This is a genomic window from Dietzia sp. CH92, from assembly GCF_032248695.1.
Lineage (GTDB): Bacteria > Actinomycetota > Actinomycetes > Mycobacteriales > Mycobacteriaceae > Dietzia.
Genome location: NZ_JAVHXC010000002.1, coordinates 544,668 through 564,554, shown reverse-complemented (window position 1 = coordinate 564,554; position 19,887 = coordinate 544,668). Strand labels below are relative to the sequence as shown.

Below are 19,887 nucleotides of genomic sequence, written 5' to 3'. Positions count from 1 at the left end.
CGCCCCCCCCCCCCCCGGCCGCCCCCCCGCCACTCAGAGAAGGACCCCCGATGACCCCGATCATGTCCAAGCGTGACGCCGCCGCCCACGTCGACTCCGCCCGCATCCGCCAGGGCCGCACGTGGGCGGAGCTGGCCGACCACCTGGGCGCGCCGCTGGTGTGGACGACCGCCGCGCTGCTGGGTAACCATCCGATGTCCGCCGAGCAGGCCGCGTCGATCTGCGAGCTGCTCGGCCTGGGGGAGGACGTCGCCGAGAGCCTGGCCCTACAGCCGAGCCGCGGCACGCCGGCCGAGCTGATGTTCGATCCGACTATCTACCGGTTCACCGAGGCGCTCTCCGTCTACGGTCCGGCGCTCAAGGCCCTGATCCACGAGGAGTTCGGCGACGGCATCATGAGCGCGATCAACTTCCAGGTGGACTTCACGCGCCGCCCGGACCCGGACGGCGACCGGGTGGTCATCACCCTCGACGGGAAGTTCCTCGACTACAAGTGGTGACAATCGGCGCCCCGGCTGCAGCACGCGGCCGGGGCGCCACGCTGCGCTGGTCAGCCCCCCACCACGTGCCCGATTCCTCTGACGAGCAGCCCCGCGGCCCCGGCCGTCACCACGACCACGGCCACGCGTCGGCCCACGGCGGGAGCGACGCGCCGCGCGGCGAGCCCGCCGAGGTAGATCCCGATCGGCACCATCGCCACGATTACCCCGATCACCCACAATGGCGGCAGCCCGGACACGGGTGCGGCACCGAGTCCCACTTTGGTGACCACGGAGACGACGCCCATGGTGCAGAAGATCGGCTGGAGGGTCGCAGCGAATGACCGCTGCTGCCAGTTGGTCGCCTGGGCGTAGACGAGCATGGCGGGGGCGGCCACTCCGACGGCGGTGTTGAGGAATCCGCCCGCGGTGCCGGCGACGGCGGCTGGGACGGGACCGCTCACGGGCGGGATCCGCACCAGGGCCGTCGTGAGCAGGGTGCCGATGAGCGCCACCCCGATGATCACTTCGAGCCAGGCGCGGTCGGCGGCGCCCACGAGGAGCGCGCCGGGGATGGAGCCCACCACGATGAGGGGCGCGAGGTGTCGATAGCGCCGCCAGTCGATGTCGCGCCGCAGGGTGAGGGCGATGAGCGCCCCGGAGACGATGGTCGCGAGGTTGGTGAGCAGCACGCCGGCGACGGGCCCGAGGATCAGCGTGAGGGTGGGGGAGACCACGAGCCCGACGCCCATGCCGCTGACGCGCTGCAGGACGGCGCCCAGGATGACGGCCGACGCCGCGACCAGCAGGAGCAGTGGGTCCACGTCGCCGGGCATGGGCACCAGCATTCCACGCATGCACCGGACTGCCGGCGTCGGTGCGGGAGCGACGCGGGCGTCGCGCCGGCGAGGGGTCCTGCCCAGTTAGGTCGACGACGACGAGGTCCACGTTCTCCCTCCCGTGATCCCGGCGCGGGCGCAACGAATGGGCAGGTAGCTGCGCGGCGCTTTATCCGCCCGATGTCCACCCGATTCGGGTACCGCCTAGACCGACTCCCTCGTAGATGAAGTCCGAGTCGTCGTCGCCTTCGTTGTCCGACGTCACCGCATAGCACAGGGAGCCAAGAGTGCTTCCGCCAGCGGGGACCAGTTGGTCTTCCAGCCGATTGATCTCGTTCAGCTCGTTGGGAGTCTTGGTCTTCCCGATATCTGTGTGCAACGCGAAGTCGGACGGGCCGACCTCAAGAGGTTCGTCCGCGTTGTTGGTGAGAGTGACAGTGGTGCAGTAGGCGTTCCGCGAATACCAGGACTTCGAGGGATTGAACTCGAGAGGAGAGGCTGAAATCTCTACATCGTTGTATACGACCGTCTCGCCAAAGTTCGCGCCGATGTCGGAAGGGCGCTTGCCCTTGTACGCCGGACCGGATCCGGGTTCAGCGCCACTGGCTGAGCCGCCGAAGACTGCGCCAGTCGCGCCGGCGCCTCTGCCGAGAAGGAGAACGAGGATGACTGCGAGCAGAGCGATGATGACGAGGAGAGCGCCGATGAGGACGTAGAGAGTAGTTGCGGGCAAGCCCTTGCGCTGAGGCGCCGACGAAGACATGAGAGGAACCTTAGAACACCGAGTTGTCGTTCGACACATCGGGCACAGGGCGGACGGTCGGTCGGCGCTGAGGTTGCTTGCGTCCGGCTGCCGAGCCCCCACATCTGTCGCATACTCCCTATATGCGATCCATCTGGAAGGGCGAGGTCTCGTTCGGTCTGGTCAACGTGCCGGTCAAGGTGTACGCGGCGACGGAGGACCACGATCTGCACGCGCGGCAGGTGGACAAGAAGGACGGCGTCCGCATCCGCTACAAGAAGGTGCGCGACGACAACGGCGAGGAGGTCGAGTTCTCCGACATCGCCAAGGCATATGAGTCCGAAGAGGGCGAGATGGTCATCCTCACCAAGGAGGATCTCGCCAGTCTGCCGGTGGAGCAGAATCACGAGATCGAGGTGACGGAGTTCGTCCCGGCCGACCAGGTGGATCCGGTGGCGTTCGACAACGCGTACTTCCTCGAGCCGGCGTCGCGCTCCAACCGGGCGTACGTACTCATGCGCGAGGCGCTGCAGCAGACGGACCGCCTCGCCATCTGCACGTTCACCCTGCGCAACCGCACTCGCCTCTGCGCCCTACGGGTGTACAAGGACGTGCTCATGCTGCAGACGTTGCTGTGGCCCGACGAGATCCGCCCGGCCATCCTCGAGGGCCTGGACAAAGAGGCGAAGGTCCGGCCGCAGGAGGTCAAGATGGCGGCGTCGCTGATCGAGACGATGGCGGCGGATTTCGAGCCGGAGAAGTACGAGGACGACTACCAGAATCAGCTCAAGGAGTTGATCGAGGCCAAGGCGGCCGGCGGTGAGGCGTTCACGGTGGAGGAGAAGGACACCTCGAGTGACGATGACGGCGACGACGAGGTGGCCGATCTGCTCGCGGCGCTGCGGGCGAGTGTGAAGGACCGGGGCGGCAAGGCCGACGACGCCGACGACCAGGACGACGACGAAGGCGACGACGACGACGAGGACTCCGGCTCCGCCAAGAAGACCGCCAGCAAGACGAGCGGAAGCGGTGCGGCAAAGAAGACCCCGGCCAAGAAGACTGCCGCGAAGAAGACGCCCGCCAAGAAGGCCGCGGCAAAGAAGTCGACTGCCAAGAAGTCGACGTCCTCCAAGTCGGACTCCGGCAGCTCCGGCTCGAGAGCCGCGAAGAAGTCGACAGCCTCGAAGTCCACGGCCAAGAAGGCCCCGGCGAAGAAGTCGACGGCCCGAAAGACGCCGGCCAAGAAGTCCGCCTGACCGCCGCCGCGCCGTATTCATAGGCACCGATTCCGCCAAGCGCAGAATCCTGTCAAAACCCTCAACTAGTGTCAGGTTTGTGACGCGCAACACATCCGCTCGTGAAGTGCTGCGGGTGATGTCGAGCGTCAGTCCACTATTCGACTGTGTGCCACGCGGATTTCGGAGAACCCATTGAAACGTTTTGCCTCAGCTACTGCCATGTTGGCCGCCGCCACGCTGACCCTTGCCGCCTGCGGTGGTGGCGGGGAGGTCTCGGAGGCTGCTTCCGCCAATGAGGGGCGCACGCCAGAGGAGGCGGGCCGGTGCACCGAGGACAAGGTCGGCGGCACCATCACTATGGGCGAATACGTGATGCTCCCGTCCTTCGCGCCGGGCCAGGGTCACTACGGCATCCGGGGTGCCGCGCAGTCCGCAGCGATCTACGACCGCCTGGTGCGCTGGAACCCGGAGGAGAGCAGGTACGAGCCCCAGCTCGCCGAGTCACTCGAGTCTTCTGAGGACCACACGGTGTGGACCCTCAAGCTCCGTGAGGGCACGACCTTCTCGAACGGTGATCCGCTCACCGCGTCGGATGTGGAGTTCACCATGGGCCTCCATCTGGATCCGGCGGTCGGCTCCACGGCGTTGACCGATGTCGAGCAGATTGAATCGACCCGCGTCGTCGACCCGCTGACAGTGGAGTTCACTCTCTCCGAACCGTGGGTGGACTTCCCGTTCGCACTGTCGCGGTCCGCGGGCGAGGTCGTACCCGAGAAGGCCTATACCGAGGCGGGGCCGGAGGCGTGGAAGGACAATCCGATCGGCGCGGGCGCGTATGTCCTGGAGCGGAACATTCCGAACCAGGAGGTCGTGCTCAAGCCCAATCCGAACTACTACGGCGGCCCGGTGTGCCCGACGCTTCGGTTCGTCGCCATCCCTGGCTCGCAGGGGACGTTCGAGGCGTATCAGAACGGTGAGATCCAGGTCGCGTATCTTCGCGGTGCCGAGTTCATCAGCCAGGCGTGGGACGCGGGGGAGCAAGGGTTCTACGAGGCGATCAGCTCGGGTCGCTCGCTGGTCATGAACAACGGCAAAGCGGGGTACGACGGCATTCTCACCGATGAGCGTGCGCGCCTGGCTGTGGCGCACGCCCTCGACCGGGATCTGATGAACGAGCGGCTCACCGGGGGTCGGGGCCAGGCTACGTCGTCGCTGCTCGCGGAGTCGTCGCGTTTCTTCGACGGGCAGGAGGGGCCCGAGTTCGACGCCGAAAAGGCCGCAGCTCTCGTCGAGGAGCTCAAGCAGGAGACGGGATGGGACGGCGCCATCACGTTGGTCACCAACACCAGTCCCGAGAACGTCCAGACCGGCGTGGTGTCGAAGGCGCTGCTCGATGCCGTTGGCTTCAACGTCACGCTTGAGAATGTGCCTGCTTCGCAGCAGTCCGCGAAGCTGTTCAGCGGGGACTTCGAGATGATCATCGGCGGCATGAATCCGTCGGACGCCGACGCGTCGGCGAGCTTCCTGGCCAACCTTGTCCCCGGTGGGTCGACCAACATCAGTGGCGTCGACGACCCGGCGCTGGCGGAAGCGGCCAGGGCACTCAAATCGGTGGAGACGCCTGAGGAACAGAAAGCGGCGTTCCATCGACTTCAGGAGGAGTACAACCGGGTGATGCCGTTCGCCGTTTTCGCTAACGCCGAGGAGTACGTGGTGATCGACGAGTCGGTGAAGGGCGTGAAGCCCACGGTCGCGTCGACGATGCTCTTCGACGGAGCCTATATAGAGGAGTGAGTTACGCCGCCGGGCCCATCCTGCAGGGGACACCTGCGGAATGGGCCCGGCGCGGTGATTGCCTTACTCGGCTACCGTCACCCGTTGAGCACGACGTGCGCGATCAGGTGGTCCAGCTTGCGGATGTCGACGCCGCGATTCAGGTTGATCTTGATGTGGCCGGCTCGGGTCCACAACTCGAGTTCGGAATTGAAGTCAAGCATTCGCCCGGCGTTCTCGGACGACCACATATTGATCGCGTTGTACGACAGGGAGTAGATCTCGACCTTCTTGCCGGTAAGGCCCTGGGCGTCTCGAACAATAAGGCGCTTGGTGGTGAAGATCGCGGAGTCACGGAACGTCTTGTACGCGGCGATGGGCTGCTCGCCCTGGACGAGTAATGGCCCGATGTCGTCTGGAATCGGGCACTCGGCGACGAAGGTCCACGCGGCAATATTGGCGACAGCAGAGGTCAAGAGAAATCCGATCTTCGAGGGGAATAGCGCACGAATAAAGTGGCTGCTCGGGATCGTAAGCACCGATACGCGGCTGTGCGCTGCTAATCGGAGGAACCGACCGGGTGATCGCGGCGTGAGCGGCGACCGGTGCACCGCGCCGCTCGTGAGGGGCAAGCTGGTCGCCATGGCCACCCTCTCCAGCCCCGCCACCCTCGAATCCGCTGTCTCCGACCACCTCCCGTGGCTCCGCGACCTCTACCGCCACTTCCACCGCCACCCGGAGCTCAGCATGGCCGAGCACGCGACGGCCAACCGGATCGAGCAGGAGCTCACCGCACTGGGCCTGGAGCCCCAGCGCATCGGCGGGACGGGCGTCGTGGCGGTCATCAGTAACGGCGAAGGCCCCACCGTCCTGGCCCGCGCCGACACAGACGCCCTGCCCCTCCAGGAGGACACCGGCGTGGAGTACGCCTCCCAGACGCCGGGGGTCATGCACGCGTGCGGGCACGATGCGCACGCGGCGGCGCTGCTCGGCGGCACCCGAGTCCTGTCCGAGAATCGAGACGCGTGGTCGGGCACGTACATCGCGGTGTTCCAGCCGGGGGAGGAGACGGCCGCCGGTGCTCGGGCGATGGTTGAGGGCGGCCTGCTCGAGCAGGTTCCGCGGCCGGACGTGGCGCTGAGCCAGCACGTCATGCCCACGGCGGCGGGCACGATCGGCACGGTGGCGGGCCCGGTCCTCTCGGCCGGCGACTCGCTCAGGATCACGATCCGCGGCCGGGGCGCGCACGGGTCCATGCCGCACACGGCGGTGGACCCGGTGGTGCTCGCGTCGTCGATCGTCCTGCGGCTGCAGACCGTCGTCTCTCGCGAGGTGGAGCCGGGCACGTTCGCGGTGCTCACGGTCGGCTCGCTCACCGCGGGCGCCAAGGCCAACATCATCCCGGACTCGGCGGAGCTGCTGCTCGACATCCGCACCTACGATCTGGCGGTGCGCGAGCAGGTGATCGCGGCGATCGAGCGCATCGTCCGCGCCGAGTGCGCGGCCGCCGGCGCCCCGGCCGATCCGGAGTTCCACTATTACGACCAGTACCCGCTCACCAGCAACGATCCGACCGTCACGGACACGGTCACCGCGGCGTTCGTCGAGCACTTCGGTCCGGGCGCGGTGTACGAGGCCAGCCGGGTCACGGCGTCGGAGGACTTCTCGCTCATCCCGGACGCCTTCGGGGTGCCGTATACGTACTGGACCGTCGGCTCGGTCGACCCCGCCCGCTACCGGGACGCGGCCGCCCGCGGCGCGGTAAGCCGGGAGATCCCGGCCAACCACTCGCCGCACTTCGCGCCCGAGGAGGAGCCGACGCTGCTCACCGCGACGCGCGCCCAGGTGGTGGCGGCGCTGGGCTACCTGGGCGTCGAGCGCCGGGGCGAATAGGGAACGACGACGACGGCGGCGGTCACAACTCCCACTTCACCGGCCGGGAGATGATGTCGGCGAGATGGCGCCGGTAGTACCGGGCCGAGCGCTCGACGAACACCTCCATCGCGGCTTCGGCCGCGTCCGGGTCGCGACGGCGCAGTGACTCGAGGAGGTCTGACTGGAGTTCGGCCGCCTCCAGCCTCGTCGCGAGCGGGTGCTCGCTGGGCTCGGCGTCGCGGACCAGCAGCCAGAGGGTCTCCATGACGATCCTCAGAGCGGGATTGCCCACCGCGTCGTAGATCGTCCGCTGGAACAAGGCGTTGTTGAGCTGGAACGCGTCATGGTCGTGGGGGTCCTCGACAATGCGGTCGAGTGCCCCCGTCATCACGTCGAGCTGGTGATCGGTGATGGACTCGGCGGCCGCGCGGGCCACGATCGGCTCCAGCATGAGACGGACGTCGATCACGTCGCTGATGGTGGCGCCGTTGATCTGGAAGAACAGCTTCATCGTCTGACCGAGCGACTCGAGCTGCGGCATCTTGGCGATGGGGCCCCCACCGATGCCGGCCTTGACGGTGACGAGGTCCCGGCTCTCCAGGAGCCGGAGCGCCTCACGGACGGTGGTCCGTCCGACGTCGTACTCCTCGATCATCTCCTTCTCGGTGGGGAGCCGGTGCCCTTCCACGAGGCCGCCGGAGAAGATCTTCTCGGCGATGAGATTCCCCACCCGCGCTGACATCTTGCGTCCTCGCGGGCGGGGAGCCTCGGAATCTCGTGTGGTCATCGTTCTCCAGATCGGGGAAAGCGCAGGTGGCTGACTACTCTACTCATCGGCCATGCGCCCGGACCCGGTGATGAGCCGCCGTGATCAGCGGACGGGCGCGGCCTCGGGCCGACGCTCGATCCCCTCGGTGACCGCGGAACCCTTGTACATCGATCCGCGGATGGTGGCGAGGGTCAGGCCGCCCAGAACGCTCGCGCCGATGAGGAAGTAGGCGGGGGAGATGGGGTCGCCCGTCCGGTCGATGAGCCAGGTGGCGATATAGGCCGCGGTCCCGCCCGCGGCGACGGTGGCCAGGTTGAAGCCGAGCGCCACGCCGGTGAGCCGCACCCGGGGATCGAAGAGCTCGGGGAACACGGGCGCGGTGCTGACCTGGATCAGCGGGGTGCACACGGCGAAGAAGGCGAACGCGAGCCCGGCGACCAGCAGCCCGTGCCCGGTCATGAGCGACATGGCGGGGTAGGCGAAGACGGCCGCCCACAGCAGGCCGACGGTCACCATGACGCGGCTACCGAAACGGTCGACGAGCAGGCCGGCGACCGGCATGAGCAGGGCGACAAAGACGATCACGGCGGCCGCGGTCCAGGTGACGGCGGTCTGGCTGAACCCGCCCTCGCGGACGAGGTGGATGCCGACGTAGGTGAGCACCATGTAGCCGGTGGCGTTCTGGGCGATGCCCAGCCCGAAGACCTGGAGGACCTGCAGCGGCTGGCGCGAGAGCAGCTCACGCACCGGCGACTTGGCGAGGTCGGCGGAGGCGGCCGCGTCCTCGAACTCGGGGGTGTCCTCGATCCGGGAGCGCAGCCAGAGGCACAGGATCAGCAGCGGCAGGCCGGCGATGAACGGGATCCGCCAGCCCCAGCTCGTCATCTGCACGTCCGAGGTGAGGGCGGAGGTCGTCGCCACGACGATCGCGGCGAGCGCGAAGCCGGCGTTGGAGCCGAGCGCGACGATCGAGCCGCCCAGGCCACGGCGGCGGGGACCGACGATCTCGTAGACGTAGGTCAGGGCGCCGCCGAGCTCGCCGCCGGCGGAGAAGCCCTGGGCCAGGCGCGCGATGACCAGCAGGGTCGGGGCGATCACGCCGGCCGCTGCGTAGGTGGGCAGGAACGCCATGAGCAGCGTGGCGAACCCCATGAGGATGACGGAGACGAGCAGCGCGCGCTTGCGTCCGTAGCGGTCGCCGAGGCGGCCGAAGAACAGGCCGCCGATGGGCCGCATGAGGTAGGCGGACGCGAAGACGGCCAGGCTGGCCAGCAGCGACGCGGTGGGGTCGTCACCCGGGAAGAACAGGGGGCTGACGACCACGGCGAGGTACGCGTAGACCGTCAGGTCGTAGTACTCGACGACCGTGCCGATCCCTGCCGCAGCGACCGACCTGCGCTGCTTGGGCTGGTTTGTGTTCACTTCAGTCACCTTCCCGGTGAGGGGGAGTTGGGGAGTTGGGCGCCTCTCGAAACATGTGCATATTTAGGGAGACGTGCGTTACTGTAAGTCGCGAGGACGAGGTCCGGCAAGCATTTCGTGAAGGAGTTGGTATGAGACCCACTCGATTCCCAGACGAGCGCCAGGTGGCGGCGTTCCGTGCCGAGGGCCACTGGCAGGACCTGCCGGTGGACCACTTCGCGGAGCGGGCGGCGCGGCTCTGGCCGGACGCGGTCGCGGTGGTGGACGGCGACAGACGCCTGACGTTCGCGCAGGTGTACCGGGATGCGGTGCGCCTGGCGGCGGCCCTCGTCGAGCGTGGGGTCCGGTCGGGGGACGTGGTCTCGTTCCAGCTGCCGAACTGCGTCGAGGCGGTCATCGTCTACCACGCGCTGCACCGGATCGGCGCGGTCGCGAACCCGATCGTCCCCATCTACCGCGAGCGCGAGGTCCGGTTCATCGCGGCGCAGGCGCGGTCGCGCGCGGTGATCGTCCCGGGCGTGCACCGGGGTTTCGACTACGTCGAGATGTACCGTGCCCTCGCCGCCGACCTGCCGGATCTGGACCTGATCGTCACCACGGACCCCGCACCGCAGCCGGGGGCCGAGAGCCTCGACTCGCTGATCGACGGCGTGACGGACGAGCAGATGGAGCGGGTGCGCGCGCTGCCGTCGCCCGACCCCGACGATGTCTGCCTGCTGCTGTACACCTCCGGGACGACCGCCGACCCCAAGGGCGCGCTGCACAGCCACAACACGCTGGTGTTCGAGAACCGCTCGATGATCGACACGTTCGGCCTGACCGAGCGCGACGTCATCTTCAACCCCTCCCCGGTCACCCACATCACCGGCGTGAACTGCGCCCTCACGCTGCCGTTCGTCCTGGGTGCGACGGTGGTGCTCCAGGACGTCTGGGACTCACGCGTGGCGCTTCGAGCCATCCGGGACGAGGGCGCGAGCTTCATGATCTTCGCGACGCCGTTCCTGCGCGGACTGCTGGAGGCCGCACGCGAGACGGGTCTCGAGACCCCGTCGATCCGCTACATCATCTGCGGCGGCGCGGACATTCCCGACGCCCTGGTGACGGAGGCCGACCAGCGGCTGGGCACCGTCACCCGGATGTACGGCGCGACGGAGGGGCCGTCGGTCACCTCGGCGAGCGTGGCGGACGGGCCGGAGCTGCGTCAGCGCTCGGACGGCCGGGTGCTCTCGCCGACGGAGGTCGTGATCGTGGACGAGTCCGGGCGTCAGGTGGAGACCGGCCAGGTGGGGGAGGTGCTCTGGCGGGGGCCGGACACCTTCCTCGGCTATCTCGACGCGTCGCTCAACGCCGAGGCGTTCACGGAGGCGGGCTTCTTCCGGACCGGTGATCTCGCGCGCTTCGACGAGCGGGGCGGCATCCACATCGTCGGCCGGATCAAGGACATCATCAATCGCTCCGGCGAGAAGATCAGCGCGTTCGACGTGGAGAACCAGCTCAGCGAGCACCCGGAGGTGGTCGAGGTCGCCGTGGTCGCCGGCCCGGACCCGGAGACGGGCGAGCGGGGCTGCGCGTTCGTCGTGACCCGCGGGCAGGTCGACCTGACGCTGGAGGAGGTGCGCACGTTCCTCATCGGGCGCGGCGTGGCCATCCAGAAGGTCCCCGAGAGCGTGTTCGTGGTGGACAGCCTGCCCAAGACGGCGAGCGGGAAGATCCAGAAATTCGCGCTGCGGAACTACACGCGCGACCGGAGCGCCGCGCCCGAGCAGATGGCGGCCACGAGCGTTGTGGCCGTCCACGAGAGGTGACAGAGACGATGACGACAACGCCGACGACGGCAACGCCGACGCCGACGACAACAGCAGCGCCGACGACGACAACGACGACTACGACAACGACGACGACGACCGGGAGCGCAGTCGACGGGCCCCTGACCGTGACCGAGGCCCGCCCGGGAATCGCCGTGGTCGAGTTGGCCCGCGGCAAGGTGAACGCCCTGAACGGGGCGGCGTACCGCGCGATCGCCGAGACCTTCGACCGGCTCTCCGACGACGAGCGGTACCGCGCGGTGATCCTCACCGGCCGGGGGCGGGTCTTCTGCGCGGGGAACGATCTCCACGAGTTCCGGACGATGGACGGGTCCAACGGCGACGCGGCGATGCGGGACGCCCGGCGCGCGTTCTTCGCGGTGCTGGAGTGCCGGCTCCCGGTGATCGCCGCGGTGAACGGGCCCGCGCTGGGCAGCGGCACGGGGCTGACGGCGAGCGCGGACCTGGTGCTGGCCTCCGAGCGGGCGACGTTCGGGCTGCCCGAGATGCAGGTCGGCGTCCTGGGCGGCGGCCGCTTTGCCGCACGGATGCTCCCCGAGCAGGCCATGCGACGGATGTTCTTCACCGCCGAGGCTGTGGACGCCCAGACCTTCCGGAGCTGGGGCGCGCCGATCGAGATCGTGCCCCACGACGAGCTGATGGACCGGGCGCTGGAGCGGGCCGAGGTGATCGCGAGCCGGAGCCGGTACGCGCTGACGCTGGCCAAGCAGTCGCTCAACGGCTGCGAGGACCTGGACCTGCGGCGGGGCTACGAGCTCGAGCAGTCCTTCACCGTCCGGCTCTCGGAGCACCCGGACTCCACCGCCGCGGTCGAGCAGCGGCTGGCCGCGATCGCGGGCGCGGGCCGCGAGGGCAGGGCCGAGGACGAGAAGGAAACGAACTCATGACGGTGACGCAGATGCCGGCAACCCTGAACAGCGATGACGCGGCGGCGTTCGAGGCGAGGTGCCGCGAGTGGCTCGACGCCCAACTGCCCCGCAGGGACTCAGCGGCGCAGGAGCCGAACTACTCGATCTTCCACAACCTCGGTCACGAGGAGGAGAAGGCGGTCATCGACGCCGGTCGCGCGTGGCAGGCCGAGCGGATGGACGGCGGGTTCGGCGCGATCGCGTGGGCGCCGGAATGGGGCGGGCAGGGGCTCACGGCGAGTCACGAACGCGTCTACGCCGGAGTGGAACGCGACTACCTGGCCCCCGACCGGCACGAGACGATCCTGGTGACAGTGGAGCTGGTGGCGCCGACGCTGCTCGAACTGGGCACCGACTGGCAGAAAGACCGGTTCGTGCGGCCGTTCCTGCGCGCGGACGAGCTGTGCTGCCAACTGTTCTCCGAGCCCGGGGCGGGATCCGACCTCGCGGGCCTGTCCACCAGGGCGGTCCGCTCAGGCGACGGGTGGCGGATCAACGGCCAGAAGGTGTGGAGCTCAGGCGCCCAGTTCTCCGAGTGGGGCCTGCTCATCGCCCGGTCGGACCCGGCCGCGCCCAAGCACCGCGGCATGACGGCGTTCATGGTCCCGATGGACCTGCCGGGCGTGGAGGTGCGGCCCATCCGTCAGATGTCCGGCGGGTCCACGTTCAACGAGGTGTTCCTCACCGACGTCGAGCTGCCGGACGAGTACCGGGTGGGCGAGGTGGGCGACGGCTGGACGGTCGCGCTCACGACCCTGGGCTTCGAGCGCCAGTCCAGCGCCGGGATCGTCAGCGCGGGCGGCAACACGGCGGACCTGGTGCGCCTGGCCCGGTCGCTGAACATCACGGACAGCACCGAGGTGCGCGGCCGGATCGCCGAGTCGCACATCTACGAGCGCGCCCAGGCGCTCATGGTGGCCCGGTACGCCGAGCTCGAGCAGGCCGGCGAGGTCCCGGGGGTCGAGGGGTCCATCGGGAAGCTGGTGTGGACGCAGAACCTCAAGCGGGTGGGCGATGCCGCGGCGTCGTTCCTCGGTCACCGCATCCTCGCGGACACCGGCGAGCCGGACACGTTCGCGTGGGCGCAGCACCTCCTCGGCGCCCCGGGCTACCGGATAGCCGGCGGGTCGGACGAGATCCAGCGAAACATCATCGGTGAGCGCGGGCTCGGTCTCCCGCGCGAGCCCCGTTAGGAGGCCGGTATGCCCATCAACCTGACCGTCGAACAGAAGGACCTCGCGGAGACCCTCCACCAGATGTGGGCGGGTTTCGCGCCGGGCGAGGACGCCTGGCCGTCCATCCGCGAGCTGGGGCTCACCGAGATCCCGTTCCCCGCCGTCGTCGGAGGAGCGGACGGCTCGTTCCGGGACCTGGCCGTGGTGATGACCGGCCTCGGCCGGACGCTGGCGTCGGCTCCCTTCTTCTCGTCCGTGGTGATGGCCGGCCTCGCGATGCTCGAGGCCGCCGACGACCGGACGCGCCGCGAGGTCCTGCCCGACATCGTCTCGGGATCCCGGACGGCGGCTCTGGTGTGCGGTCCGACCATCGCGGGGTCGTCGATCTCGGCCACGGCTGCGGACCCGGCCGGCGCAGGCTCGGCGGGTGGGGGAGACCTGATCCTGTTCGGCACCCAGCACGCGGTGGTGGACGGCGCGAGCGCGGATCTCCTCGTCGTCGTCGTCCCCACCGGCTCCTCCGGGGTCGACCTCGCCCTCGTCGAGGGCTCGGCGGCCGGGGTGGAACGGACGGTCGGCGAGCAGCTGGACGGCACGCGCCAGCTCGCCACTGTGACGTTCCACGGTGCGGTGGCGCGGCGCATCTCCGGGCCGGACGTCGCGGCGCGTCTCGCGGACGTGCGGTCGCGGATCCTCATCGCCCTCGCGGCTGAGCAGGTCGGTCTGGCGAGGTCGTGCCTCGAGCTGGCGGTGGACTACGCGCGGACGCGTCAGCAGTTCGGGCGGACCATCGGCTCGTTCCAGGGGATCAAGCACAAGCTCGTCGATCTGCTGGTCGCGATCGAGCTCGCCGAGGCGACGGTGCTCGACGCGTCAGGGGAGGCGGGGCGCGGCGAGGCAGGCCGGGGCGCTGCCGAGCTGGCCGACCGCGCGGCGGCGGCCCGGGTGCTGGCCACGCGGGCGGCGATGACGGCCGCGGAGGAGTCGATCCAGGTCCACGGCGGGATCGGCTTCACCTGGGAGCACCCGCTGCACCACTACTTCCGCCGCGCGAAGGCCGATCAGCTGCTGTTCGGCGACGACGCCGTGCATGTGCAGGCCGTGGGGCGGTCCCTCACGGCGAGCTGATCCGGGCCCGGGCCGGGACGCCCCTCACGCGTGCGCGCTGACGAGCTCGCCCATCTCCTGCCCGGTGTGCCGGGCCCAGTGGCGGAACACGGCGGCGGTCATGGCCGCGGCGGCGTAGAGGGCGTCCGCCGGCCCGTGCTCGCGGATCACGGTGCGCATGCCGGTGGCGGCGTCGCAGTCGAGCAGGGTCGCGTCGCACAGGGCGGCCATGCCGTCGGGGACGTCGGGCAGCCGCGCGCTGTCCCGCACGGCGTCGATCACCTCGGCCGGCAGCTTCGGCGCCACCGTCTGGGCGAGCTGGGCGAAGCGGGTCGCCACGGTCAGCGCGTCGGGGATCGGCGGGGGAGTGGCGTCGGCGGACTGCTCCAGCGCCTCGAGGAGGGCGCCGGCGGCGGAGATGTCGTGGCGGGAGTGGGCGTCCAGGATGGCGCGGACCTGCGCGACGGCGGCGGCGTGGCGCTGCTTGGCGCGGTCCATCCCGGCGTCGAGGTCGGTGACGGTCGCGGTCCACACGTCGACGCCCTCGCGGGCCAGGAGCGGGGCGAGGAGCTCGAACTGTGCGCGCTGTTCCGGGGATGCCATGCCCCCATTGTCCCCGGTCGCCCCGCCGGCGCGCGCCCGGCCGCCCGGCCGGGCAGCCCCGTCCCGCTAGACCGCCCCGTCCCGCCTCGCGCGGGCGAGGATCCGGGCGACACCGGCCAGGAAGTCCGTGCTGCGCCGCGCGGCCTGCTGCTCGATCAGCTCGAGGTCCAGCGCCCGCGCCACCGCGGCGGGATCGGCGCCGGCGTCCAGCCGCTCCAGGGCTACGGTCGCGGCGTACGCCTGACCCTCGTGGAACGCCAGGTCCGGGAGCACGGCCTCGAGGGCGCGGGCCAGCTCGCCGGCGGGCCGATCCTCGAACGCCGTGCTCACGGAAATGCGGTAGTGCTCGAACCGGTCCCGGGCGGCCTCGAGCTCCTGACGAAGGTCGGCGGTCTCAGACATGGGTGTGAGACTACGACGACGACGAGGTCACCCCGCCCTCACGGCCCGCGGTCGCCTAGGGGGCGGAACCGGCCCACGCCGCGGCCACCGGGAACTAGGACCACTTCTCGACAAAGGCCAGGGTGGCGGCGTTGGCGGTCTGGGGGTCGGAGGCGGTGAGGAAGTGCTGCCCGCCCTCGACGATCTGGAGTTCGGCGGAGGGTGAGCCGGTGAACCGGGCGATGCCGTCCTCGGCGTTGGCCACGGAGTAGACCGCGTCGGCGGTGCCCTGCAGCCAGAGGACGGGGCAGACCACGTCGCCGAGGCGGGCCTCCAGGCCGTCGCGGTCGCGCAGGTTGACCGATGCCGTGCGGAGGCGGTGCCGGCCGCCGTCGCCGGTGTAGTTCTGGCGGTACGTGTCCAGCCAGAACTGCTTCTCGGAGTCCGAGACGTCGTCGCCGCGACCGGCGGCCAGGACGCCAAGGACAAAGTCGTCGTCGACGACCCACTCGTCCCCGACGGGGGCGGCGAGGGCGTCGATCGCGGGGGTGCAGAAGCCGGAGCCGTCCCAGCAGCCGCGTTCCATACTGGCCTGGCTCTCGTAGTCCATGGAGGTGCCCACCACGACGATGCCGCGGATGGCGTCGGGGTCGAGCAGCGCCATGCGGGTGGCGATCCATCCGCCCTGGGACGTGCCCAGCGCGAACGCCATGTCGATGCCGAGGGCCTCCATCACCTGCAGGGCGGCGACCGCGCTGTCCCAGTAGGTGAAGTGCCGGTAGCGCGAACGGGTGGCGCCGTGCCCGTAGGGCTCGATGGCGAGCAGGTTCATCCGGGAGCCGAGCTCGTCGCTGGCGAACTGCGGCCGGTACAGCTCGACGGAGGTGGTGAAGGAGTTGATCATCACCAGGGTGGGCAGAGAAGCGTCGTAGTCGCGACCGAATCGGTAGCCGATGGTGGATCCGCCGAGGTGCGGGACGTCTATGGTCTGGGTGGTCATGATGATCCTTGGGGCGAGTAACTGAGGGGTTCACCGACCATAAGGCGGTCGGCGCCCCGCTACACCCCGAATGGCGCCGGCCTCTGCTGGTTTGTCAGCCCGCGTCCACAAACACGAGCTCGGTCTGGCCGTGGGTGCCCAGCCGGAGGAGTCCCTCGTCGCCCTGGGGTACGGCTATACCCACGTTGCCGGTGGCGGTGCCGCCGGGGTACAGCTCGCCGTTGAGGGCGTGGGGGACCACGGCGACGTGGTCATACCAATGAATGACCGAGCCGTCCTCGGTGACGTACGAGACGCCGATGAAGGTCGTGGTGCCCAGCTCGTCGCCGACGTAGGTGGCGGTGAGGTCGACCAGGGCCCACTGGCTGCCGGCGGGCGGCGGGTCGTTGAACTGGTTGGTGCCCATCACCTGCTCGGTGGCGTCGCGGTCGAAGGAGTTCACGACGAGCTCCCAGTCGCCCACGGTGACGGTGTCGCCGGGAGCGGCGGGGTTCTCGCGGCTCCCCGCTGCACTGCCCTCGAGGCTGCTGTCGCCGACCTCGCCCGAGGCGATCACCTCGTTGTCGGCGGAGACCACCGAGCTGGGGGAGACGCCGGTCGCCACGACAAAGGCGATCGCGGCGACGAGCACCCCGACGAGGGAGGCGCCGATTCCCGCGATCGCGACGCCGGGCCGTCTGTGGGTGGAGGTGACGGCGACCAGGCTCAGGACGAACGCGATCAGCAGCACGATCCAGCCGAGCGGCATGATCCCGGGCACGCACGCCAGGAGGATGCCGAGCCCGGCAAGCCCCAACGCGACGATCCCCAGAGTGTTCCGCTGCGTCACCGGCCCAGGCCCGGTAGCGTCCTGCGGCCATCCCTGTTGGGGAGCGGGGTGGCGGTGCGACGCTGGCTCGGCGTTCTGGCCGTCTGCGTGCGGACGTGCCCAGGGGGAGTGGTGAGGACCCGACATGCCCTCGAGGATTTCACGCTCCCGGCGGTGATCGCAGAGCGAGGTCGCGGACGCGGCGCGCGGACGACACCGCAGGTCGCCGTCCACGTCTCGGATTGTCATACGAACAGACGATGAAACACTTAGCTCTACTCCGTATAACTGACGCTTGTGAACTGGCGCGACCGTTCCTATAGTGGGCGTCGTCGGTGGCGAAACATGATCCCCCCCTCATGTCGCCGACTCCGCCGCGTCGCGCGGAACACGCGGACCATCCCCGGTCGCGACCCGCGCGGCGTGCGATTGAATCGCCGGCGGCCGCTGACCCCCCATCGCGGCCGCTGGCGGTTCGCCCCCCCGGTCGCGACTAATCGTCGACGCTGGGGTAGCCGAAACGCAGGTCGCCGCCGTCGACGTCCTTTCAAATGTCGCGCAAGCAGGCGAGCTTGCCGTCGTTGCTCTCGGACCATTTAGGGTTCTAGTCTTGATCGGAGGTGGTGGTGGACTCGGATTCCATGTTGGACATCCTTCTGACGTGAGGCGGTCTGTCCCTTCTAGTGGCACCACCGGGGATCGTTCGGATCAGCCGGTCTGGGCTCAGGGCCGGAGCGACATGTACGACACTCCGGCGCGGATGCATTCCTGACTGGCACTCACGCAGCGTGGTTCAGCAGGCCGGCTTGAGGAAAGCCTTGAAGAAGCCGCCCGTCTCATGGAGGAAGGCATAGCGCCGTGAGATCTGCGTGGGCCGGGGTGTGTCAGTGACGTAGACAGGTCCCGCGAAGCACTGCTCAAAGTAGATGCGAACCCGTGAGACGTGCCCCCAGTATGTCACCACCAGGAGCGATTCGTACCCGCGCCCGCGTGCGATGCGGGTCGCTGCGGTGGTCTCCCCTTCGGTTGTTCCGACGTCGGGCTGGAAGCACTCGATCTGGATGAGTCGACCGTCCCGGGCGACCACTGGACTGTTCGCGCAGTACGCGTCGATTGCAGCCGAGTAGGAGTCTTCGCCGCCGGGCGTCGGTTGAGACACTAGGAGGCGGTCGGCAACGCCGCTTTCTGCCAGATGCCGGGCGTAAACGTACCTATCGTCGTTGGCCCCGGCTACCACCACGATGGCGTCGACGTGTCCAGGAAAATCGACCTGTGGGAATAAAACCGCTCGCGCGGCTGCCAGTCCAGCTACGACGGTGGCTACCAGCACGAGCAGTGTCGCGGTCAGCGCGACTCGGCGGCGGCGAAAGCTGGGTCTCACGGTCCTAACCTACGGCCGTGCGCTGAGCGCTTGCTGAGCCGCTACCGGCAGTCATGGCCACACTCGACCTTTTCGTGGGCCCAACGGGTAAAGGTTGCTGAGGTCCGCGTCGGTCGGTTCTGGCCCAAGTGCTGGCGGTGAGACCGTTGTTTTGATGATCGTCGCCTGCGCTTGAAAGCTAGGGGACCTGAGAGCGGGTGTAGATGACGATGACGGTAGTGACGAACACGTCGACGCTGGCAGGTGAAGTCCTTGTCGCCGGTACCGGTCAGGTGAGATGGACGTGGACCCGCTCAAAGGCGGCAGTGGCTCTTCGCAACCAAAGGTTGGCTAGCTTCGAGACCCGCCTGCAGGCCCCGAGGGCCGTCGCTGCTTTCCGGCCTTGGCCCGGTCACGCGTTTCCGGCCAATCCGCCGGACGAGCGGGCGCTCGCCGGCCAGGGTGCTGGTTCTACCTACGGCAGATCAGTTGTGGACTAAAATTCGCCGGCCAAATTTACAAAGTCGGGCAACCAAGTAGCGGTCGATAAAATCCGGGTGACTCCGACTACAACCACCCGGCAGCCCTGCGAAGGCCGGGTCATTTGCGGCCGCCCACTTTGCTCCGCCGCAGCTGCCGGGAAGTGTCTCTGTCAGAGGTCTTGCGATTGAACCGCACTGGATCCCTCGGAGGGTGTTGCTGAATCAGGCGGCCTGAGGTTCGGTCGCCTGGCTGGAACGGTACATCTCCTCGTATTCGGTCGGTGGCCGATAGTCGATCGCGGAGTGCAGTCGCTTCTCGTTGAACCATCGCACCCAGTCCGCGGTCTCGCGTTCGACCTCGTTACGTCCATTCCACCTGCGGGTCGTCTCGAGGTCGATCAGTTCGGTCTTGTAGAGCCCGATCGTGGACTCCATGAGGGCATTGTCGAGAGCGTCGCCGACGCTGCCTATCGACCCCTGCCTCCCGGCGTCGCGGAGCGCATCGGTCAGGGCCAGGGAGACGTACTGGGTGCCGGCGTCGCTGTGGTGGACGAGTCCGGTCGAGGTGAACTCGAACGAGCCCCGTCGGCGGGTGTGAATCGCCTGCTCTAGTGCCGACAGGACCAGATCGGAGCGCCTGGTCGTAGAGGCGCGCCAGCCGAGTATTCGGCGGGAGTACACGTCCACGACGAACGAGACGTAGCAGAAGCCGGCGAGTGTCCATACATATGTAAAGTCGGCTACCCACCACTGGTCGGGCCGCGTCGGGGCGTTCCACTGACGGTCGATCAGATCGGGGTGCCGGTCCGCGGAGGGATCGGACTCGGTGGTGATTGTGCGCCGCTTACCTCGCACGATGCCGGCGATGCCGCAGATGCCCATCAGGCGGGCCACCTGATCTCGGCCGATGTCCCGGCCCCGCCGGCGCAGGCTGTGCCATAGCTTGAGCACTCCGTACAGGCCCCTCTGGTCGTGGAATAGGCAGAACACCTCGTGGGCAGCGTACGCGTCATCCAGTTCGGCGGCGGTGGACGGCGCGGCCGAGCGGGCGTAGTAGGTGCTCTCCGGAGATCGTGATGCCGTGCTCGGTGAGCACGCGG

General features: G+C 68.8%; 19 protein-coding genes and 1 other annotated feature (1 of these 20 cut by a window edge). Of the genes, 8 read left to right on the top strand and 11 right to left on the bottom strand.

What is annotated here, in order from left to right; all coding sequences use genetic code 11:
• The first annotated feature begins 50 nt into the window (after positions 1-50).
• Positions 51-500, top strand: a complete 450-nt coding sequence (gene cynS / locus RWK90_RS06025) for a cyanase (RefSeq protein ID WP_314035767.1) — start codon at positions 51-53, stop codon at positions 498-500.
• Positions 501-550: 50 nt separating this feature from the next.
• Here the strand turns inward: cynS and RWK90_RS06020 are convergent, their stop codons facing one another.
• Together RWK90_RS06020 and RWK90_RS06015 are read right to left on the bottom strand one after the other, a co-directional pair.
• Positions 551-1,315 (bottom strand): sulfite exporter TauE/SafE family protein, encoded by a 765-nt coding sequence (locus RWK90_RS06020; protein ID WP_314035765.1) that lies wholly within the window; start codon positions 1,313-1,315, stop codon positions 551-553.
• Between the two features lie 172 nt (positions 1,316-1,487).
• Positions 1,488-2,081, bottom strand: a complete 594-nt coding sequence (locus RWK90_RS06015; protein WP_314035763.1) for a DUF4352 domain-containing protein — start codon at positions 2,079-2,081, stop codon at positions 1,488-1,490.
• 122 nt (positions 2,082-2,203) lie between these two features.
• On the opposite strand from RWK90_RS06015, the gene RWK90_RS06010 reads away from it, so the two are divergent.
• A complete protein-coding gene (locus RWK90_RS06010) occupies positions 2,204-3,316 on the top strand; it encodes a Ku protein (protein WP_314035761.1) in 1,113 nt (370 codons plus the stop codon).
• Between the two features lie 201 nt (positions 3,317-3,517).
• Positions 3,518-5,092 carry an ABC transporter substrate-binding protein gene (locus RWK90_RS06005; protein ID WP_314035759.1) on the top strand — a complete coding sequence of 525 codons (1,575 nt, stop codon included), beginning with the start codon at positions 3,518-3,520 and terminating at the stop codon, positions 5,090-5,092.
• Positions 5,093-5,169: 77 nt separating this feature from the next.
• Here RWK90_RS06005 and RWK90_RS06000 read toward each other — a convergent pair whose 3' ends face one another.
• Positions 5,170-5,547, bottom strand: coding sequence for a PH domain-containing protein (locus RWK90_RS06000; protein ID WP_314035940.1), 378 nt, complete (start codon positions 5,545-5,547; stop codon positions 5,170-5,172).
• A 166-nt stretch (positions 5,548-5,713) separates the two neighbouring features.
• On the opposite strand from RWK90_RS06000, the gene RWK90_RS05995 reads away from it, so the two are divergent.
• Positions 5,714-6,964: an amidohydrolase gene (locus RWK90_RS05995; protein ID WP_314035757.1), complete on the top strand. Its 1,251-nt coding sequence runs from the start codon at positions 5,714-5,716 to the stop codon at positions 6,962-6,964.
• A 22-nt stretch (positions 6,965-6,986) separates the two neighbouring features.
• Here the strand turns inward: RWK90_RS05995 and RWK90_RS05990 are convergent, their stop codons facing one another.
• Together RWK90_RS05990 and RWK90_RS05985 are read right to left on the bottom strand one after the other, a co-directional pair.
• Positions 6,987-7,688 carry an FCD domain-containing protein gene (locus tag RWK90_RS05990; RefSeq protein ID WP_314035755.1) on the bottom strand — a complete coding sequence of 234 codons (702 nt, stop codon included), beginning with the start codon at positions 7,686-7,688 and terminating at the stop codon, positions 6,987-6,989.
• 129 nt (positions 7,689-7,817) lie between these two features.
• Positions 7,818-9,137, bottom strand: coding sequence for an MFS transporter (locus RWK90_RS05985; RefSeq protein ID WP_314035753.1), 1,320 nt, complete (start codon positions 9,135-9,137; stop codon positions 7,818-7,820).
• A 131-nt stretch (positions 9,138-9,268) separates the two neighbouring features.
• On the opposite strand from RWK90_RS05985, the gene RWK90_RS05980 reads away from it, so the two are divergent.
• The 4 genes from RWK90_RS05980 to RWK90_RS05965 all read left to right on the top strand — a co-directional run bounded on the left by RWK90_RS05980 (position 9,269) and on the right by RWK90_RS05965 (position 14,174).
• Positions 9,269-10,942 carry an AMP-binding protein gene (locus tag RWK90_RS05980; RefSeq protein ID WP_314035751.1) on the top strand — a complete coding sequence of 558 codons (1,674 nt, stop codon included), beginning with the start codon at positions 9,269-9,271 and terminating at the stop codon, positions 10,940-10,942.
• 128 nt (positions 10,943-11,070) lie between these two features.
• Positions 11,071-11,850 (top strand): enoyl-CoA hydratase-related protein, encoded by a 780-nt coding sequence (locus RWK90_RS05975; RefSeq protein ID WP_314035749.1) that lies wholly within the window; start codon positions 11,071-11,073, stop codon positions 11,848-11,850.
• A complete protein-coding gene (locus RWK90_RS05970) occupies positions 11,847-13,064 on the top strand; it encodes an acyl-CoA dehydrogenase family protein (protein ID WP_314035747.1) in 1,218 nt (405 codons plus the stop codon). Before RWK90_RS05975 ends, RWK90_RS05970 begins: the two co-directional genes overlap by 4 nt.
• A 9-nt stretch (positions 13,065-13,073) precedes the next feature.
• Positions 13,074-14,174, top strand: a complete 1,101-nt coding sequence (locus RWK90_RS05965) for an acyl-CoA dehydrogenase family protein (protein WP_314035745.1) — start codon at positions 13,074-13,076, stop codon at positions 14,172-14,174.
• 24 nt (positions 14,175-14,198) lie between these two features.
• On the opposite strand, the gene RWK90_RS05960 is transcribed toward RWK90_RS05965, so the two are convergent.
• The 6 genes from RWK90_RS05960 to RWK90_RS17350 all read right to left on the bottom strand — a co-directional run bounded on the left by RWK90_RS05960 (position 14,199) and on the right by RWK90_RS17350 (position 19,804).
• On the bottom strand, positions 14,199-14,756 hold the full coding sequence (locus RWK90_RS05960; RefSeq protein WP_314035743.1) for a hypothetical protein: 558 nt from the start codon (positions 14,754-14,756) through the stop codon (positions 14,199-14,201).
• 66 nt (positions 14,757-14,822) lie between these two features.
• A complete protein-coding gene (locus RWK90_RS05955) occupies positions 14,823-15,158 on the bottom strand; it encodes a hypothetical protein (protein WP_314035741.1) in 336 nt (111 codons plus the stop codon).
• A 94-nt stretch (positions 15,159-15,252) separates the two neighbouring features.
• The gene (locus tag RWK90_RS05950) at positions 15,253-16,137 is read right to left on the bottom strand and encodes an alpha/beta hydrolase (RefSeq protein WP_314035739.1); all 885 of its coding nucleotides are present in this window, start codon (positions 16,135-16,137) and stop codon (positions 15,253-15,255) included.
• Positions 16,138-16,231: 94 nt separating this feature from the next.
• Positions 16,232-16,966: a hypothetical protein gene (locus tag RWK90_RS05945; protein ID WP_314035737.1), complete on the bottom strand. Its 735-nt coding sequence runs from the start codon at positions 16,964-16,966 to the stop codon at positions 16,232-16,234.
• A gap of 772 nt (positions 16,967-17,738) precedes the next feature.
• Entirely contained in the window at positions 17,739-18,326 is a 588-nt protein-coding gene (locus RWK90_RS05940) for an ElyC/SanA/YdcF family protein (RefSeq protein ID WP_314035735.1), read from the bottom strand.
• 683 nt (positions 18,327-19,009) lie between these two features.
• Positions 19,010-19,804 carry an IS3 family transposase gene (locus tag RWK90_RS17350; protein ID WP_396230279.1) on the bottom strand — a complete coding sequence of 265 codons (795 nt, stop codon included), beginning with the start codon at positions 19,802-19,804 and terminating at the stop codon, positions 19,010-19,012.
• Positions 19,805-19,873: 69 nt separating this feature from the next.
• Positions 19,874-19,887: a sequence feature (AL1L pseudoknot), on the bottom strand; it runs 95 nt beyond the window's last position.